The organism is Aeromonas sp. INTO2, assembly GCF_049860605.1.
Taxonomy (GTDB): Bacteria; Pseudomonadota; Gammaproteobacteria; order Enterobacterales; family Aeromonadaceae; genus Aeromonas; species Aeromonas caviae.
This window is the reverse complement of record NZ_CP187588.1, coordinates 83,158-98,364: the sequence shown is the minus strand read 5'-3', so window position 1 is coordinate 98,364 and position 15,207 is coordinate 83,158. Positions and strand designations below refer to the sequence as shown.

General features: G+C 57.9%; 15 protein-coding genes. 4 read left to right on the top strand and 11 right to left on the bottom strand.

Annotation, left to right across the window (positions count from 1 at the left end; all coding sequences use genetic code 11):
• Positions 1–2: 2 nt before the first annotated feature.
• The 5 genes from nhaA to rppH form a co-directional block, all read right to left on the bottom strand.
• Positions 3–1,193, bottom strand: a complete 1,191-nt coding sequence (gene nhaA, locus ACPW74_RS00570) for a Na+/H+ antiporter NhaA (protein WP_010673093.1) — start codon at positions 1,191–1,193, stop codon at positions 3–5.
• A 277-nt stretch (positions 1,194–1,470) separates the two neighbouring features.
• Complete coding sequence (gene thyA, locus ACPW74_RS00565) at positions 1,471–2,265, bottom strand: thymidylate synthase (RefSeq protein WP_223933439.1); 795 nt, start codon at positions 2,263–2,265, stop codon at positions 1,471–1,473.
• Entirely contained in the window at positions 2,265–3,089 is an 825-nt protein-coding gene (gene lgt, locus ACPW74_RS00560) for a prolipoprotein diacylglyceryl transferase (RefSeq protein ID WP_279981091.1), read from the bottom strand. The genes thyA and lgt overlap by 1 nt, the downstream gene beginning before the upstream one ends.
• A gap of 66 nt (positions 3,090–3,155) precedes the next feature.
• The gene (gene ptsP / locus ACPW74_RS00555) at positions 3,156–5,435 is read right to left on the bottom strand and encodes a phosphoenolpyruvate--protein phosphotransferase (protein WP_279981090.1); all 2,280 of its coding nucleotides are present in this window, start codon (positions 5,433–5,435) and stop codon (positions 3,156–3,158) included.
• 13 nt (positions 5,436–5,448) lie between these two features.
• Entirely contained in the window at positions 5,449–5,976 is a 528-nt protein-coding gene (rppH, locus tag ACPW74_RS00550) for an RNA pyrophosphohydrolase (RefSeq protein ID WP_082035008.1), read from the bottom strand.
• Between the two features lie 731 nt (positions 5,977–6,707).
• Here rppH and mutH point away from each other — a divergent pair.
• Complete coding sequence (gene mutH / locus ACPW74_RS00545; RefSeq protein ID WP_042014896.1) at positions 6,708–7,382, top strand: DNA mismatch repair endonuclease MutH; 675 nt, start codon at positions 6,708–6,710, stop codon at positions 7,380–7,382.
• Positions 7,383–7,431: 49 nt separating this feature from the next.
• Here mutH and ACPW74_RS00540 read toward each other — a convergent pair whose 3' ends face one another.
• On the bottom strand, positions 7,432–8,685 hold the full coding sequence (locus ACPW74_RS00540; RefSeq protein ID WP_113069873.1) for an IS256 family transposase: 1,254 nt from the start codon (positions 8,683–8,685) through the stop codon (positions 7,432–7,434).
• A 168-nt stretch (positions 8,686–8,853) separates the two neighbouring features.
• Here ACPW74_RS00540 and ACPW74_RS00535 point away from each other — a divergent pair, with 168 nt between their 5' ends.
• Positions 8,854–9,183, top strand: a complete 330-nt coding sequence (locus ACPW74_RS00535; RefSeq protein WP_103260846.1) for an isoamylase early set domain-containing protein — start codon at positions 8,854–8,856, stop codon at positions 9,181–9,183.
• 102 nt (positions 9,184–9,285) lie between these two features.
• Here the strand turns inward: ACPW74_RS00535 and rplS are convergent, their stop codons facing one another.
• The 5 genes from rplS to ffh form a co-directional block, all read right to left on the bottom strand.
• Complete coding sequence (gene rplS, locus ACPW74_RS00530; RefSeq protein ID WP_005313505.1) at positions 9,286–9,633, bottom strand: 50S ribosomal protein L19; 348 nt, start codon at positions 9,631–9,633, stop codon at positions 9,286–9,288.
• Between the two features lie 32 nt (positions 9,634–9,665).
• The gene (gene trmD / locus ACPW74_RS00525) at positions 9,666–10,415 is read right to left on the bottom strand and encodes a tRNA (guanosine(37)-N1)-methyltransferase TrmD (protein WP_010673086.1); all 750 of its coding nucleotides are present in this window, start codon (positions 10,413–10,415) and stop codon (positions 9,666–9,668) included.
• Between the two features lie 34 nt (positions 10,416–10,449).
• A complete protein-coding gene (gene rimM / locus ACPW74_RS00520) occupies positions 10,450–10,971 on the bottom strand; it encodes a ribosome maturation factor RimM (RefSeq protein ID WP_039039979.1) in 522 nt (173 codons plus the stop codon).
• 24 nt (positions 10,972–10,995) lie between these two features.
• Complete coding sequence (gene rpsP, locus ACPW74_RS00515) at positions 10,996–11,244, bottom strand: 30S ribosomal protein S16 (RefSeq protein WP_010673084.1); 249 nt, start codon at positions 11,242–11,244, stop codon at positions 10,996–10,998.
• Positions 11,245–11,423: 179 nt separating this feature from the next.
• A complete protein-coding gene (gene ffh, locus ACPW74_RS00510) occupies positions 11,424–12,803 on the bottom strand; it encodes a signal recognition particle protein (protein WP_010673083.1) in 1,380 nt (459 codons plus the stop codon).
• A 284-nt stretch (positions 12,804–13,087) separates the two neighbouring features.
• Here ffh and ACPW74_RS00505 point away from each other — a divergent pair, with 284 nt between their 5' ends.
• Entirely contained in the window at positions 13,088–13,879 is a 792-nt protein-coding gene (locus tag ACPW74_RS00505) for a cytochrome C assembly family protein (RefSeq protein ID WP_279981089.1), read from the top strand.
• Positions 13,880–13,918: 39 nt separating this feature from the next.
• Positions 13,919–15,199: an HlyC/CorC family transporter gene (locus ACPW74_RS00500; RefSeq protein ID WP_010673081.1), complete on the top strand. Its 1,281-nt coding sequence runs from the start codon at positions 13,919–13,921 to the stop codon at positions 15,197–15,199.
• Positions 15,200–15,207 lie beyond the last annotated feature (8 nt).

Below are 15,207 nucleotides of genomic sequence, written 5' to 3'. Positions count from 1 at the left end.
TCTCATAACCCCTCCGTACTTTGATTCGCCTCCCGATTGGGCAGCGATATCCGCAGGGCGATGTAACCGATCACAGCCGCGAGTGTGGAACCTGCCAGGATCCCGAGGCGCGAGTAGCTGCCGTAGTCCAGTCCGCCATGCTCGAATGCCAGCGATGCGATAAACATCGACATGGTAAAGCCGATGCCACACAGAATGCTGACGGCAAAGATCTGTCTGAAGTTCACTCCTTGCGGCAGTTGGGCAATGCCTGATTTCACTGCCAGCCAGCTGATGGTGAAAATCCCGAGCGGCTTGCCGACGAAGAGCCCCAGGATGATCCCCATGGGGAGCGGATTGAGCAGAGCCGAGAAGTAGATCCCCTCCAGCGATACCCCGGCGTTGGCGAAAGCGAACAGTGGCAGGATCAGGAAGGCGCTCCAGGGGTGCAGCACATGCTCCAGATGCTTGAGTGGCGATGCGTAACGCTTGCCGTTGAGGGGGATCATGAAGCCCACGATGACCCCCGCCAGGGTCGCATGGACACCGGACTTGAGCACGGCAACCCAGAGCACCAGGCCGACCAGCATATAGAGTCCAATCCTGTCCTCACCACGACGATTCATCCAGAGCAAGGCCAGGGTGGCCACCACACCTATCGCCAGCGCAGTCAGCGACAGTTGCTGGGTGTAGAAGAGGGCAATGATGATGATGACCCCCAGATCGTCCATGATAGCCAGCGCCAGCAAGAAGACCTTGAGGCTGGTCGGTACCCGCTTGCCCAGCAGCGCCATGACCCCGAGAGCGAAGGCGATGTCGGTTGCGGCCGGAATCGCCCAGCCAGCACGGGTAGCCTCGTCCCCGTAGTTGAAGAAGCTATAGATGAGTGCCGGTGCCAACATGCCCCCCACGGCAGCAATGGCCGGGAAGGTTGCCTGCACCCGGGAGGAAAGCGCCCCCTCCAGCATCTCTCGCTTCACCTCGAGACCCACCAGCAGGAAGAAGATCGCCATGAAGCCATCATTGATCCAGAGCAGCAGCGGCTTGTTGATGTCGAGGGCCGCGATGCGAACCTGCACCTCGGTATTGAGGAAGCTCTGATAGTGTTGCGCCAGCGCCGAATTGGCCAGGCCGATGGCAAGCAGGGCGGCCAGGATCAGAATGATCCCGGAAGCGGACTCCAGTTTGAGAAAACGCTTGAATACATCGCTCATATCTAACTACCCATAAAATTGCATCTTTTCAGTCTAGGGCTCGAGTAGCTCAATGAAAAATCGTTTCTTACGGCTGATAACAACGAAAAAACCGAAAGCAAAACGAATAATGCCTGCTATAAGCAGGTTATCTCCCCTTTTCAGGAGCCGCCTCCCAGCCCGAAAATTGCATATTAATTCACAAAAATGCAAAAAGGCGCCCGCAGGCGCCTCTAATAGCTGAGTGTAGATTCATCGTCACCTGAGAGACGGGGCTCGCCCCGTACTCATAACCTACTCAAATGGCGACAGGCGCCTTGATCCCAGGATGGGGATCATAGCCCTGGATTTCGAAATCGTCGAACTGGTAGTCGAAGATGGAGTCAGGCTTGCGCTTGATCACCAGTCGCGGCAGCGGTCGTGGCTCGCGAGAAAGCTGCAGCGCCGTCTGCTCCATGTGGTTAGAGTAGAGGTGTACGTCACCACCGGTCCAGACGAAGTCCCCCACTTCGAGATCGCTCTGCTGGGCCATCATGTGGGTCAGCAGGGCGTAGCTCGCGATGTTGAACGGCAGTCCCAGGAATACGTCGCAACTGCGCTGGTAGAGCTGGCAGGAGAGCTTGCCATCCGCCACATAGAACTGGAAGAAGGCGTGGCAGGGTGCCAACGCCATTTTGTCCAGCTCGCCCACGTTCCAGGCGGAGACGATGATGCGGCGGGAATCCGGGTTGTGCTGGATGTCATCCACCGCCTTCTGGATCTGGTCGATGACAGACCCATCGGCCGCCGGCCAGGAGCGCCACTGGGCACCATAGACAGGCCCCAGATCACCGTGCTCGTCGGCCCACTCGTCCCAGATGCTGACACCGTGCTCTTTCAGATAGGCGGTGTTGGTATCGCCGTTGAGGAACCAGAGCAGCTCGTGAATGATGGAGCGCAGGTGGCACTTCTTGGTGGTCACCAGCGGGAATCCTTCCGCCAGATTGAAGCGCATCTGATGACCGAACAGGGAGACGGTCCCGGTCCCGGTACGATCGGATTTGACGGTCCCTTCATCCAGAATTTTCTGCATCAGGTCGAGATAGGCACGCATTATTTCGCCTCCTTGGATGCATTGCCGAACAGACGGGGCTGCTTGTAGGCGGCCCAGACCATGAGCGCACCCGCCACTATCATCGGGGTAGAGAGGATCTGGCCCATGCTGATCTCGTTGAAGTAGAGACCCAACTGGCTGTCAGGCTGACGAACAAACTCCACCAGGAAGCGGAACAGACCGTAGAACAGCAGGAACATGCCGGAGATGGCGCCACGGGGCGGGTGCTTGCGCCAGAACAGGTTCAGGATGATGAAGAGCGCCACCCCTTCCAGCGCGAACTGATAGAGCTGGGACGGGTGACGCGGCTCGGGGCCAGCCTCGGGGAAGATGATGGCCCAGGGGACATCGGTCACCCGACCCCACAGCTCGCCGTTCATGAAGTTGCCGATGCGGCCAACACCGAGGCCAAACGGAATCAGCGGCGCCACGAAATCCGCCACGGTGAAGAAGTGGCGCTGGGTTTTGTGGGCAAACCAGATCATGGCGGTGATCACCCCGATGAGGCCACCGTGGAACGACATGCCACCGGTCCATATCTTGAACAGATAGGTCGGGTCGGCGAGGAAGAGATCGAAGTTGTAGAACAGCACATAGCCGATACGGCCACCCAGGATCACCCCGAGAAAGCCATAAAACAGCAGGTCGGATACCTCGTTGCGAGTCCAGCCGCTATTGGGTGCATCGGCACGGCGACCAGCCAGCCACATGGCGAAGGCAAAACCGAACAGGTACATGAGACCATACCAGCGTACCGATAATGGTCCCAAACTGAATGCTACGGGATCAATCTGCGAGAAAACCCAATATCCGTCGTGCTGCATAGGCGGCCCCAATCATAAGAAAAGCCGCATTCTCCGATCATTCTTACGCAGTAACAAGACGGAATATCAATCGGGCAGCCTGACCTTGTGCCCAGCCCGCAGCAAGCCTCCCAGACCGTGCTCTTCCAGATAGCGGGCAAACAGGCCGCGCAGCACATGGGGGTTGTCGTGTTTGAGGCCATCGCTCATCAGGGCCGTGAGCTCGTCAAGGTGGGACTGGCGCAGCACGTACTTGATGCGGGAGATGTTGTGGGTATTCATGCTGAAGCGCCGATACCCCATGGCCAGCAGCAGCAGCACCCCGACCGGATCGCCAGCCAGCTCGCCACAGACAGAGACCGGCTTGTGATAGCGCCGGGAGGCATCCACCAGCAGCTGCAAAGCGCGGATCACCGCGGGATGGAAGGCATCGTAGATGCTGGCGACACGGGCATTGTTGCGATCCACCGCCAGCAGGTACTGGGTCAAGTCGTTGCTGCCCACCGACCAGAAGTCGATGAGCGGCGCCATCTCCGGCAGGATGTACAGCGCGGAGGGGACTTCGATCATCACCCCGAGACTGGGGTAGCGGATCACCGCATCGCGGCTGGCCGCTTCTTCCGACACCTCGCGCCACGCCTGATCCAGCAGACGACGGGAGGCCTTGATTTCACTGACGCTGCTGATCATCGGCAGCATGATGGCCAGATTGTCCAGCCCTTCGCTGGCCCGCAACATGGCCTTGAGCTGAACCAGGAAGAGCTCGGGGTGATCCAGGGTGAGCCGGATCCCCCGCCAGCCAAGGAAGGGATTTTCCTCCACGATGGGGAAATAGGGCAGTTGTTTGTCCCCCCCCACGTCCAGAGTCCGCATGCAAACCGGGCGATCCCGATAGGTTTCCAGGATCCCGCGATAGCGGGCAGTCTGCTCCCACTCCGAAGGGAAGCTGTCCTGCAGCATGAAGGGGATCTCGGTGCGATAGAGCCCGACCCCGTCCGCCAGATGATTGAGGGAGATCTCGGTATCCGCACTCAGCCCTGCGTTGAGCAGCAGAGAGACCTTGGTGCCGTCGGCGGTCTCGGAGGGCTGGTTGTCGACGCTACGCACCAGGGTGTCGAGTGCCCGCTCCTCACTCAGCAGTTGCCGGTACTCGGTCAGGATCACCTGGTTGGGTTCGATGAAGAGATCGCCGCTGTAGCCATCGATGACCAGAGTGCGCCCGCCGATGTCACCGAGGGGCAGATCCACCCCCATGATGGCCGCCACCCCCATGGCACGGGCCAGGATGGCGGCATGGGAGTTGGTTCCCCCCTTGAGGGACACCACGCCGCTCAGAAACTCCCGCGGGATCTCGGCGAGTATGGTGGCGGTCACCTCGTCGGCGACCAGCACCACCGGCTCCCCTATGGTGAGCTGCTCGGGTTCGTCCTGCACCAGCCGGCTGATGAGCCGCTGGGCGATGTCTTTCACATCGGTGGAGCGCTCCCGCAGGTAGGGATCCTTCATCCCCTTGAACTGCTCGATCAGCCGATCGCTGATGAGCTTGACCGCGGAGATGGCGGTCCAGTGCTCCTTGCTGACCTTGTTGCGGATAGGCTTGATATAGCCGGGATCATTCAGCAGGTGCAGATAGATGTCGAAGATGGCGACCGAGTCCTGGCTGTAACTCTCGCGAAAGCGCAGGGCCAGGCTCTCAAGATCGTGGCGCACCTCCGCCACCGCCAGCTCGAGACGGGCCAGCTGCTTGGCATGATCCTCGTCCTTGCGCGGGGTGATGGTGTTGAGCGCCTTGCGCGGACGCCACACCCAGGCCTTGGCGATGGCGATGCCGCTCGCCCCGGCAATACCGCGCAGCGGCTTGCTCCAGTCGGTCTTCTGCAGCCACCCCTTGGCCTGGGCCTGGGCGATGCGGGCAGCCAGCTGAGCTGCCAGGGTGACCATGAAGGACTCCTCCCCCTCATCGAAGAGGCGGCTCTCCTTCTGCTGCACGACCAGAATCCCCACCACCTGACGCTGATGCATGATGGGAGCGCCGAGGAAGGAGCGAAACGCCTCTTCCGCCACATCGGGCAGGAACTTGAAACTGGGATGGGAGGGGGCATCGGCCAGGTTGATCAGCTCTTCACGCTGACCCACCAGGCCGACAATACCCTGCTCGAACGGCAGGGTGGCCTTGCCCACGGCCGATTCGGCCAGACCATCGGTCGCAGCCAGTCGATAGCGGCGCATGTCCGGCTCGGCCACATAGACGGAGCAGCAGTCCACCGTCATGGCGAGCCGGGTCTGGCTTACCAATGCTTGCAGGGCCTGTTCGAGGGTATTGGCCTCGGCCATGCTCTCCACGATGCGTCTGAGTTCCGTCAGCAACTAGTCATGCTCCTTAGCGCGAGCGGTTGCGCCGCCCATCCTTTCGATTAGCCTGCACCACGGGGACTGGCATCGCCAGCGGGGCAAACTCCTTCATCACCCGGCGGTACACTTCCCGCTTGAAGGAGACGACCTGGCGAACCGGGTACCAGAAGCTGACCCAACGCCAATCATCAAATTCCGGGTGACCATGACAGCCAAACTGGATCCTGGACTCTTTGCCGGGATCGAGCTGCAACAAAAACCATTTCTGCTTCTGGCCAATACAGACCGGTGAACTGTCCCAACGGACAAGACGCTTGGGTAAACGATACTTCAGCCAGTTGCGACTGGTCGCCAGTATGGTCACATCGTCCGGCTTGAGGCCTATCTCCTCATACAGCTCACGATACATGGCCTGTTCCGGCGATTCACCATCATCAACCCCCCCCTGCGGAAACTGCCAGGAGTGCTGCCCATAGCGCTTAGCCCACAATACTTGTCCGTCACGGTTACAGATCACGATGCCGACATTGGGACGAAATCCGTCACCATCTATCACGTGATCACCTTATAAAGGCTGAATCTATAAAGGGATTGTTCCACATTCACTCCGTGGCGGCAAACAGGGACTGTCATCTTCCATTCATGAATAACTTGCTATTTCAAGCAAAGTTATAAACAAACCAGAGGCACAAGCCGGGCAAGTTGCCCACCCAGACTGTGCATAAACCTGTGATCAAGCAGGTATATACAGTAGTTTTATACTGTGGCATTGCACGGAAGCATATCATACCCGATTCACTTAAAAACAAAATATACATTTAAATACATAAGGTTATAGTTTAATTGCTGGATCAAGATCCATGTCTTTTGCCTAAGAGGATCCAGCCTGTCAATTGTGAACAAGTTCGACTGCTCAAAGATCCACCAAGACGGATTTATCCACAGATATGGCGCATTATCTGCACCGAAATGGCGCTGAAAATCGGCGTACTCTCACATTTATTTCTGGTGCCACGCTTCCTTTCACCACTTTACGCCAGTTATCCAAGATTTCTGTGGATAACTGTGTGCAACAGCTCGCACAAACCCTTGGACAACTCGTTTATGCGGGGATCCGGCGGGCCAACATACTGGATAAATAAAGTAAAACCCTTTAAAATCATTTAGATATGTTGAATTCTGTCACCCATGTCTCCCTGTGTATAGTCGGGCGAGGATCGGTTACAAAATCAGCGATACCATGCAAGGATCCGTATTGCGATGTCTATTATCTCCAGAGGAGCCCTCATGCCCGCCAATCCCCAGTCAGAACAAGAGCTGCTCAGTCGAGCCTACGCCATGGCTGGCTTCACTCTGGCCCAGCTTGCCGCAACGGCGGGCATCCCCGTACCGCGGGATCTCAGGCGTGACAAGGGCTGGACAGGGCAGTTGATCGAGTGGCAGCTGGGGGCCAGTGCAGGTAGCCGTCCCGAGCAGGATTTTCCGGATCTCGGTATCGAGCTCAAGACGATCCCCGTCGATCCTCAAGGGCGCCCGCTGGAAACCACCTTTGTCTGCGTGGCCCCCCTCATCGGGGTCAGCGGCCAGCGCTGGGAGGAGTCGAACGTGCGCAACAAGCTGTCGCGGGTGCTCTGGATCCCAGTGGAAGGCAGCCGCGACATCCCTGTCGGCGACCGTCGCGTCGGCATGCCGCTGCTATGGAGCCCGAATGAAGAGGAAGAAGGACTGCTGCGCCAGGACTGGGAAGAGCTGATGGACATGATAGTGCTGGGGGAAGTGGAGCAGATCAGCGCCCGCCACGGCCAGGTATTGCAGCTGCGCCCCAAGGCGGCCAACAGCAAAGCGCTGACCCGCGCCATCGGCCGCAATGGCCAACCCATCATGACGCTACCACGGGGCTTCTACCTCAAGATCGAGTTCACCCATCAGCTCCTGCAGCGCCATTTTGCCCTCCCCCTTTGATCCTGCTTATCAACATCCTTGGAGTTATTGTCAAATGTGGTGTATGGAGTCAGGCGGCGTTCCTGTCTGACTCTTCCTGCATCTGTATTCCGTCCTTGAACTTCACGTTGTTTACCACCAACGTCAGCAGCGCAAATCCCTTGAGCCGCTTCCAGTTCTTTTGGGCCGACTCCAGCAGCTTATAAACCATCGCCAGCGTGGTCTCCCGTGAACCACAGTTTCTCGCTCGCTTGGTGCGTAACCGGACCGTCGAAAACGTTGACTCTATCGGGTTAGTCGTCCGGATACTGACCCAGTGCTCCGCCGGAAAATCATAGAACGCCAGCAGTTCATCCCGGTCTTTAACCAGTTTATCCATGGCCCCTGGATACTTCGCTTCAAAACGGGTCAGGGTGCGATCAAACGCCTTGTGAGCATCCTCTCTCGTCTCGGCCATCCAGATATCATGCAGCGCCTCCTTGACCTTGGGCTGTACCGACTTGGGCAGCACCGACAAGACATTCGCTGTCTTGTGAACCCAGCAGCGCTGATGGGCTGTGTCCGGGTAGCACTTGGCCAGCGCCTTCCAAAAGCCCAGTGCCCCATCCCCGATGGCCAGCTTGGGACTGAGGGTGAGCCCTCTGCCTCGCAGTCCCATCAGCACCTCCGTCCAGCTTGTCTCTGACTCCCGGTGACCATCCTCCACCGCAACCAGCTCCTTGCGCCCGTGCTCGGTCACCCCGATGATGACCAGCAAACAGAGCCGGTCATCCATGCGCACGTTGCTGTATATCCCGTCGGCCCACCAGTAGACATAGCGAGACTTGGTCAGGTCTCGTTGTCGCCACCGCTGGTGCTCATCAATCCAACCTTGCTTGAGCCGGCAGACGGTGTTGGCTGACAGCCCCTTGGCCTGGTCGCCGAGCAGCGCACAGAGGGCCTCCTGATAGTCCCCACTGGATATCCCCTTGAGGTAGAGCCACGGCAACAGCTCCTCGATACTGCGGGAGCGCTTGAGATAGGGCGGCAGCAGGGTGCTGGTGAAGTTGATACCGGAGCCGCTGCGGTCGCGTACCTTGGGCACTTTGATTTCAACGTCTCCGATGCCGGTTTGGATAGTCCGCTGGGGCAGATACCCGTTGCGCACTACCGCCTGGCGGCCATCAGGGAGTCGCAACTCTCGATGCTGCTCAAGCATGATGGCGAGCTCCGCCTCCACAGCGTGTGCAATCAGGTCCCTGGCTCCGGCGCGTAGCAGCTCGGTGAGCATGTCGCCGGGCTTGCCTTCTGGTTGTGGCAGGACAGTGAGGGTAGAATGTTTCATGGCGTATCCGCTCTGTTGATTGAGATTCTTGCAGGAATCAATCAGCAGGATACGCCACTCCTTCTATCCCTCCGTACACCAGAAATCACCATAACTCACATCCTTGTCATAAAGTGATATAAAAATAACCAGCGCTATTTTCTTCGCAACCAGTGACAAGGAGTCCATATGCCGATCAACAAGCAATTCCTCAAATCGCGTCCCGAGGTCAAGGTGACCTTTGCCGTCGAAAAGGAGGCCGCCGGTGATGCCGAGCAGGTCTTGCTGCTGGGTGAATTCAGCCAGTGGCAGCCCATTGAACTGAAGAGGATGAAAAACGGGGAGTTCAAGGCGACACTCAACCTGCCGACCGATGGCCCCAGCCATTTCGAGTATTGCTATCAGCTAGTGCAACCCGATGGTGAAACCCTTTATGACAACGACTGGGAGGCGGACGACTACGTGCCTGGCCCCTTCGGGCGTGATAACTCTGTGGTGCGGGTCAGCCAGCCCAGTTGAGCCAATACCCCGCACACGGATACAAAAAAGGCTCGCCATTGGCGAGCCTTTTCACTACCTGTCGAGCTTTTCGCCGACATACCGACACCAATTCGAATCGAATTAGTTGAGCTTCTCTTTGATACGAGCAGCTTTGCCGGACAGGTTGCGCAGGTAGTACAGTTTGGCGCGGCGAACATCACCACGACGCTTCAGTTCTACACTGTGGATCAGCGGAGAGTGAGTCTGGAATACACGCTCAACACCTTCGCCGTTGGAGATCTTGCGAACGGTGAAAGCAGAGTGCAGACCGCGGTTACGCTTGGCAATCACGATGCCTTCGAAAGCCTGCAGACGCTCTTTACCACCTTCTTTAACACGAACTTGAACACGTACGGTGTCGCCCTGGGCAAAAGCCGGGATGTCGGTACGCAGTTGCTCTTGTTCAAGCTGCTGAATAATCTTGCTCATTGTCTTTCCTTACCTAGGATAAACTGAAAACTCTACTTAACGCTGTCACGCACTTCGCGGACATACTCGGCAAGAAGTGATTCTTGCTCGTCAGTCAGAGCTAGGTTGTTAATAAGTTCCGGCCTTCTCTGCCAGGTTCGTCCGAGCGATTGCTTGAGTCGCCAGCGCCGAATCACTTCGTGATTGCCGCTTGTCAGCGCCTCGGGCACCGTCAGCCCATCCAACACCTCCGGCCGAGTATAGTGGGGATGATCCAGCAGCCCATCCGTGAAGGAGTCCTGCTCGGCACTGGCCTGATCACCCAAGACCCCCGGGACCAGACGCGAAACCGCATCGATCAGGGTCATGGCAGGCAACTCGCCACCACTTAACACGTAATCCCCGATAGACCACTCTTCGTCGACTTCGGTTTGTATCACGCGCTCATCGATACCTTCGTATCGACCGGCGACCAGAATCAGTTTCTGATTCGTCGCCAACTCGGTCACGCCCGCTTGAGTCAGCTTGCGTCCCTGAGGAGAGAGATAGATGACTTTCGCCCCGTCTCCCGCCGCTTGCTTGGCTGCATGAATGGCATCACGCAGCGGCTGAACCATCATCAACATGCCGGGCCCACCACCATAAGGACGATCATCGACCGTACGGTGTTTGTCGTGGGTGAAGTCCCGAGGGTTCCAGCACTCAATCTGCAGCAGGCCACTCTTGACGGCCCGACCCGTTACCCCGTGCTCGGTAATGGCTCGGAACATTTCCGGGAAGAGGCTAATGACCCCAATCCACATAAGAAACCTCCGGCACCCGTGTTAGCGCGGGAAACTAGAAACCAGGATCCCAATCAACTTCGATTGTTCGAGCAGTCAGATCAATATTCTTGATCACCTGCTCTTCCAGGAACGGTATCAACCGCTCCTTTGCACCAAAGGCATCTTTTACATTGGCCTCAACCACCAACACATCGTTGGAGCCGGTTTCCATCAATTCGGTCACCTTGCCCAGGTCGTATCCCTTGGTGGTTACCACGGTGCAACCAATGAGGTCACGCCAGTAGAACTCCCCTTCGGGCAACGCAGGCAACAGATCGGCGGGGACGCCAATCTCGACGTTGGTCAATGCCAGGGCATCCTCACGCACATCGATACCATCGAGTTTGCAGATCAGACCCTTGTTGTGACGCTTCCAGGATGACACCCGGATTTCACGCCACGCCCCGTTCTGATTGATCAGCCAGGGGTTGTAATCGAAAATCGCTTCGGCAACATCGGTGAAGGAGTTCACTTTAAGCCAGCCCTTGATCCCGTAAACGGTCCCCAGGGTGCCCAGAACTACAGGTTTTTCCACCTTAACTCCCTACCGTTTGGCTGATTAAGCAGCTTTGGCAGCGTCTTTGATCAGCTTGGCAACGCGGTCAGAAACAGCGGCACCAGTAGCAACCCAATGCTCGATACGAGCCAGGTCCAGGTTCAGCTTTTCAGCGTTACCAGCAGCAACCGGGTTGAAGAAACCGACGCGCTCGATGAAACGACCGTCACGGGCGTTACGGCTGTCAGCAACTACTACCTGGTAGAACGGACGCTTTTTCGCGCCACCACGTTGTAAACGAATGGTTACCATATCGTCCTCATAAACATCTAATGAACAAGGCCTGCAAATACGCAGACCCTAGCTTAAAATAAGCCGCGTAATTCTACTTGGATTCGTAATAATTGCAACCAAGCCAGCTATTTTTTGCGCAGGGATTGGCATGAAAAAGGCTCACCAGGGTGAGCCTTTCTGCCTGACCAGCAGGAAAATCAGAACGGACCGCGACCGCCACCACCGAATCCGGGGGGCAGCATGTTCTTCATCTGGCCCATCATCTTGCGCATGCCGCCCTTGCCGGACATCTTCTTCATCATGCGCTGCATCTCGGTGAACTGCTTGAGCAGCTTGTTCACATCCTGGACCTGCATGCCGGAGCCCGCCGCGATACGGCGCTTGCGGGAGCCCTTGATGAGATCGGGATGGGCACGCTCTTTCGGCGTCATGGAGCTGATGATGGCCTCCATCCGCACGGTGAGCTTGTCATCCATCTGATCCTTGATGTTGTCCGGCAGGCCGGACATGCCGGGCAGCTTGTCGAGCATCCCCATCATGCCACCCATGTTGCGCATCTGGGCCAGCTGCTCACGGAAGTCTTCCAGGTCGAAGCCCTTGCCGCTCTTGACCTTGCTGGCCAGCTTGGCCGCCTTCTCTTTATCGACGTTGCGCTCCACCTCTTCGATGAGAGAGAGCACATCCCCCATGCCGAGGATGCGGGAGGCGAGACGATCCGGATGGAACGGCTCCAGCGCGTCAGTCTTCTCACCCATACCGATGAACTTGACCGGCTTGCCGGTGATATGGCGAACCGACAGGGCGGCACCACCGCGGGCATCACCGTCTGCCTTGGTAAGGATCACACCGGTGAGCGGCAGCGCTTCGTTGAAGGCCTTGGCGGTATTGGCAGCATCCTGGCCTGTCATGGCATCCACCACGAACAGGGTTTCGACCGGCTTGATGGTGGCGTGCAGATCCTGGATCTCCGCCATCATTTCGCCATCGACGTGCAGACGACCGGCAGTATCGACGATCACCACGTCATAGAACTTCTTGCGCGCCTGATCGATGGCGGCAGTGGCAATGGCGATCGGTTTCTGGCTGGCATCACTCGGGAAGAAGTCGACACCGATGTCGCCCGCAAGGGTCTCAAGCTGCTTGATCGCCGCCGGACGGTAGACGTCCGCACTGACCACCAGCACCTTTTTCTTGCTGCGCTCCTTGAGCAGTTTGGCCAGTTTGCCGACCGTAGTGGTCTTACCGGCCCCCTGAAGACCTGCCATCAGGATAATGGCCGGCGGCTGGGCAGCCAGGTTGAGCTGTTCGTTGGCCTCCCCCATCACGGTGACCAGTTCGCCATGGACTATCTTGATGAAGGCCTGGCCCGGGCTCAGGGATTTGGCCACTTCCTGGCCCACGGCACGTTCCTTAACGCGCGCCACGAAATCGCGCACCACCGGCAGGGCGACGTCCGCCTCGAGCAACGCCATGCGGACTTCGCGCAGGGTATCCTTGATGTTCTCTTCGGTCAGACGGCCGCGGCCGCTGACGTTGCGCAGGGTGCGCGAGAGTCGTTCAGTCAAATTCTCAAACATGACGCTTTCCGGTTCTTGGCGTGACACTGAGGGCATTATACCCCGGTCAGCACTCTAGGGACGATTACTCGCCGCTTGCCGCGGCGGCCTGCCATCGAGCGGGCAGGTCAACAATGGAGGGCAGTATACCCCAGTCAACGCCGGAGGACGATTATTCGCCGCAGGGTGACCATCAACGCCTACTTATATGTGGGCAGTTAGCCTCTGGCACAACTGGCGAGCATATCTTGTGCAAGGTATACTGCCCCTCTTATCCATAAAGCTTGTTTGACAACGACCTGGTTATGATCGTGATCTCTGTTCTGGCCCTGGCGTTTTACCTGCTGGCCATCATCGCCTCACTGCACCTTCTGCTCAGCGCCAAGCCCGTCGGGCAAGTATTGCTGTTCGCCTGTGTCGGCCTGGCCCTGACCGCCCATGGCATGGCGGTGGGCAGCGAAGTGCTGGCCACCCATTCCGGCCAGAATCTCAGCATGTTGAACGTGGCGTCCCTGGTCAGCCTTATCATCAGTTGCTTCATGACCTGCGTCACCCGACGCTTCAACGGCTGGATCCTGCTGCCCGTCGTCTACAGTTTTTCAGCCCTGCTGCTGGCAGCCAGCGCGCTCATTCCCGGGCGCTACATCACCCATCTGGAAGCGCACCCCCAGTTACTGCTGCACATAGGCCTCGCGCTGATGGCCTATTCGGTACTGATGATCGCCTGCTTGTTTGCCCTCCAGCTTGCCTGCCTGGACAGGCAACTGAAATCCAGAAAGATCAGCCACCTGCCAGCCATGCCACCCCTGATGACGGTGGAGAAGCGCCTGTTTCAGCTCATTTCCGCAGGTCTGCTGCTGCTGACTCTCTCCATCGCATCCGGCCTGTTCTTCCTGGAAGACATGTTTGCCCAGGGCAAGTCCCACAAGGCCATCCTATCTATCCTGGCCTGGTGCGTCTACGCTCTGCTGCTCTGGGGCCACCATACCCGTGGCTGGCGCGGCCGCAAGGTCATCATGCTGAGCCTCATCGGCAGCTTCATCCTGACACTGGCCTATTTTGGCAGCCGCTTCGTCAAGGAAGTGCTGCTTAGCTGACATACGAACATTCCCCAACCATCCTTACAGGAGCCCTTCTTGGACAGTATCTCAACGAGTACATTGCTGATTGTTCTCGTTATCTTGATCCTTTTGTCAGCCTTCTTCTCCAGTTCCGAAACCGGTCTGATGTCGCTCAACCGCTACAAGCTGCGGCATCTGGCCCAGACCAAGCACAAAGCTGCCCGCCGGGTCGAGAAGCTGCTGGCCAGGCCGGACCGCCTGCTTGGCCTCATTCTCATCGGCAACAATCTGGTCAACATCCTGGCCTCCGCCATCGCGACCATCGTCTGCATCCGGCTGTTCGGGGATCTCGGCGTCGCCATTGCCACTTTCGGGCTGACCCTGGTGGTACTGGTATTCGGGGAAGTCACCCCCAAGACACTGGCGGCCATGTTCCCCGAGCGGATAGCCTACCCTGCCTCCTGGATCCTCAAGGGGCTGATGGTGCCGTTCGCCCCCCTTGTCTGGCTCATCAACAGCATCACGAACCTGCTGCTGAAACTCTTGCGTCTCGAGCACAACAAGGATGATTCCCTCAATTCCGAAGAGCTGCGCACCATCGTCAACGAGGCGGGCAATCTCATTCCCAAGCACCACCAGGAGATGCTGATAAGCATCCTGGATCTCGACAAGATGACGGTGGAGAACATCATGGTCCCTCGCAGCGAGATCTCCGCCATCGACATCAATGACGACTGGAAGATCATACTGCGCCAGCTGGCCCACTGCGCCCACACCAAGATCCTGCTCTATCGCGACAACATCGATGACGTCGTCGGCTTCCTGCACTCACGGGACGCCCTGAGACTGGTCGCCCGGGATCAGTTCAGCAAGTCCAGCCTGCTGCGGGAAGTCGACCCCATCTATTTCATCCCCCAGGGGACCCCCCTCAACGTGCAGTTGGCCAAGTTCCAGCGCAACAAGGAGCGAATTGGCCTTATCGTCGACGAATATGGCGATATTCAGGGGCTGATCACCCTGGACGACATCCTGGAAGAGATTGTCGGTGACTTCACCACCTCCATGACACCAACCCCGAGTGACGAGATCCATCCCCAGCCGGACGGCTCCTTCCTGGTTGAAGGCTCCGCCAGCATCCGCGAGCTGAACAAGGAGATGGACTGGCACCTGCCCATGGACGGCCCACGGACCCTCAATGGCGCCATCCTGGAGTACCTTGAGGAGATCCCCCAACCCAACATCAGTGTCAGGCTGGCGGGCTACCCTATCGAGATTCTCGAAGTGGAGAACAACATGGTGAAGATGGCGAGGATCATGCCGCACCTGTACCGGGACGATTCAGGGTACGAGGATTGAAAAAAGGC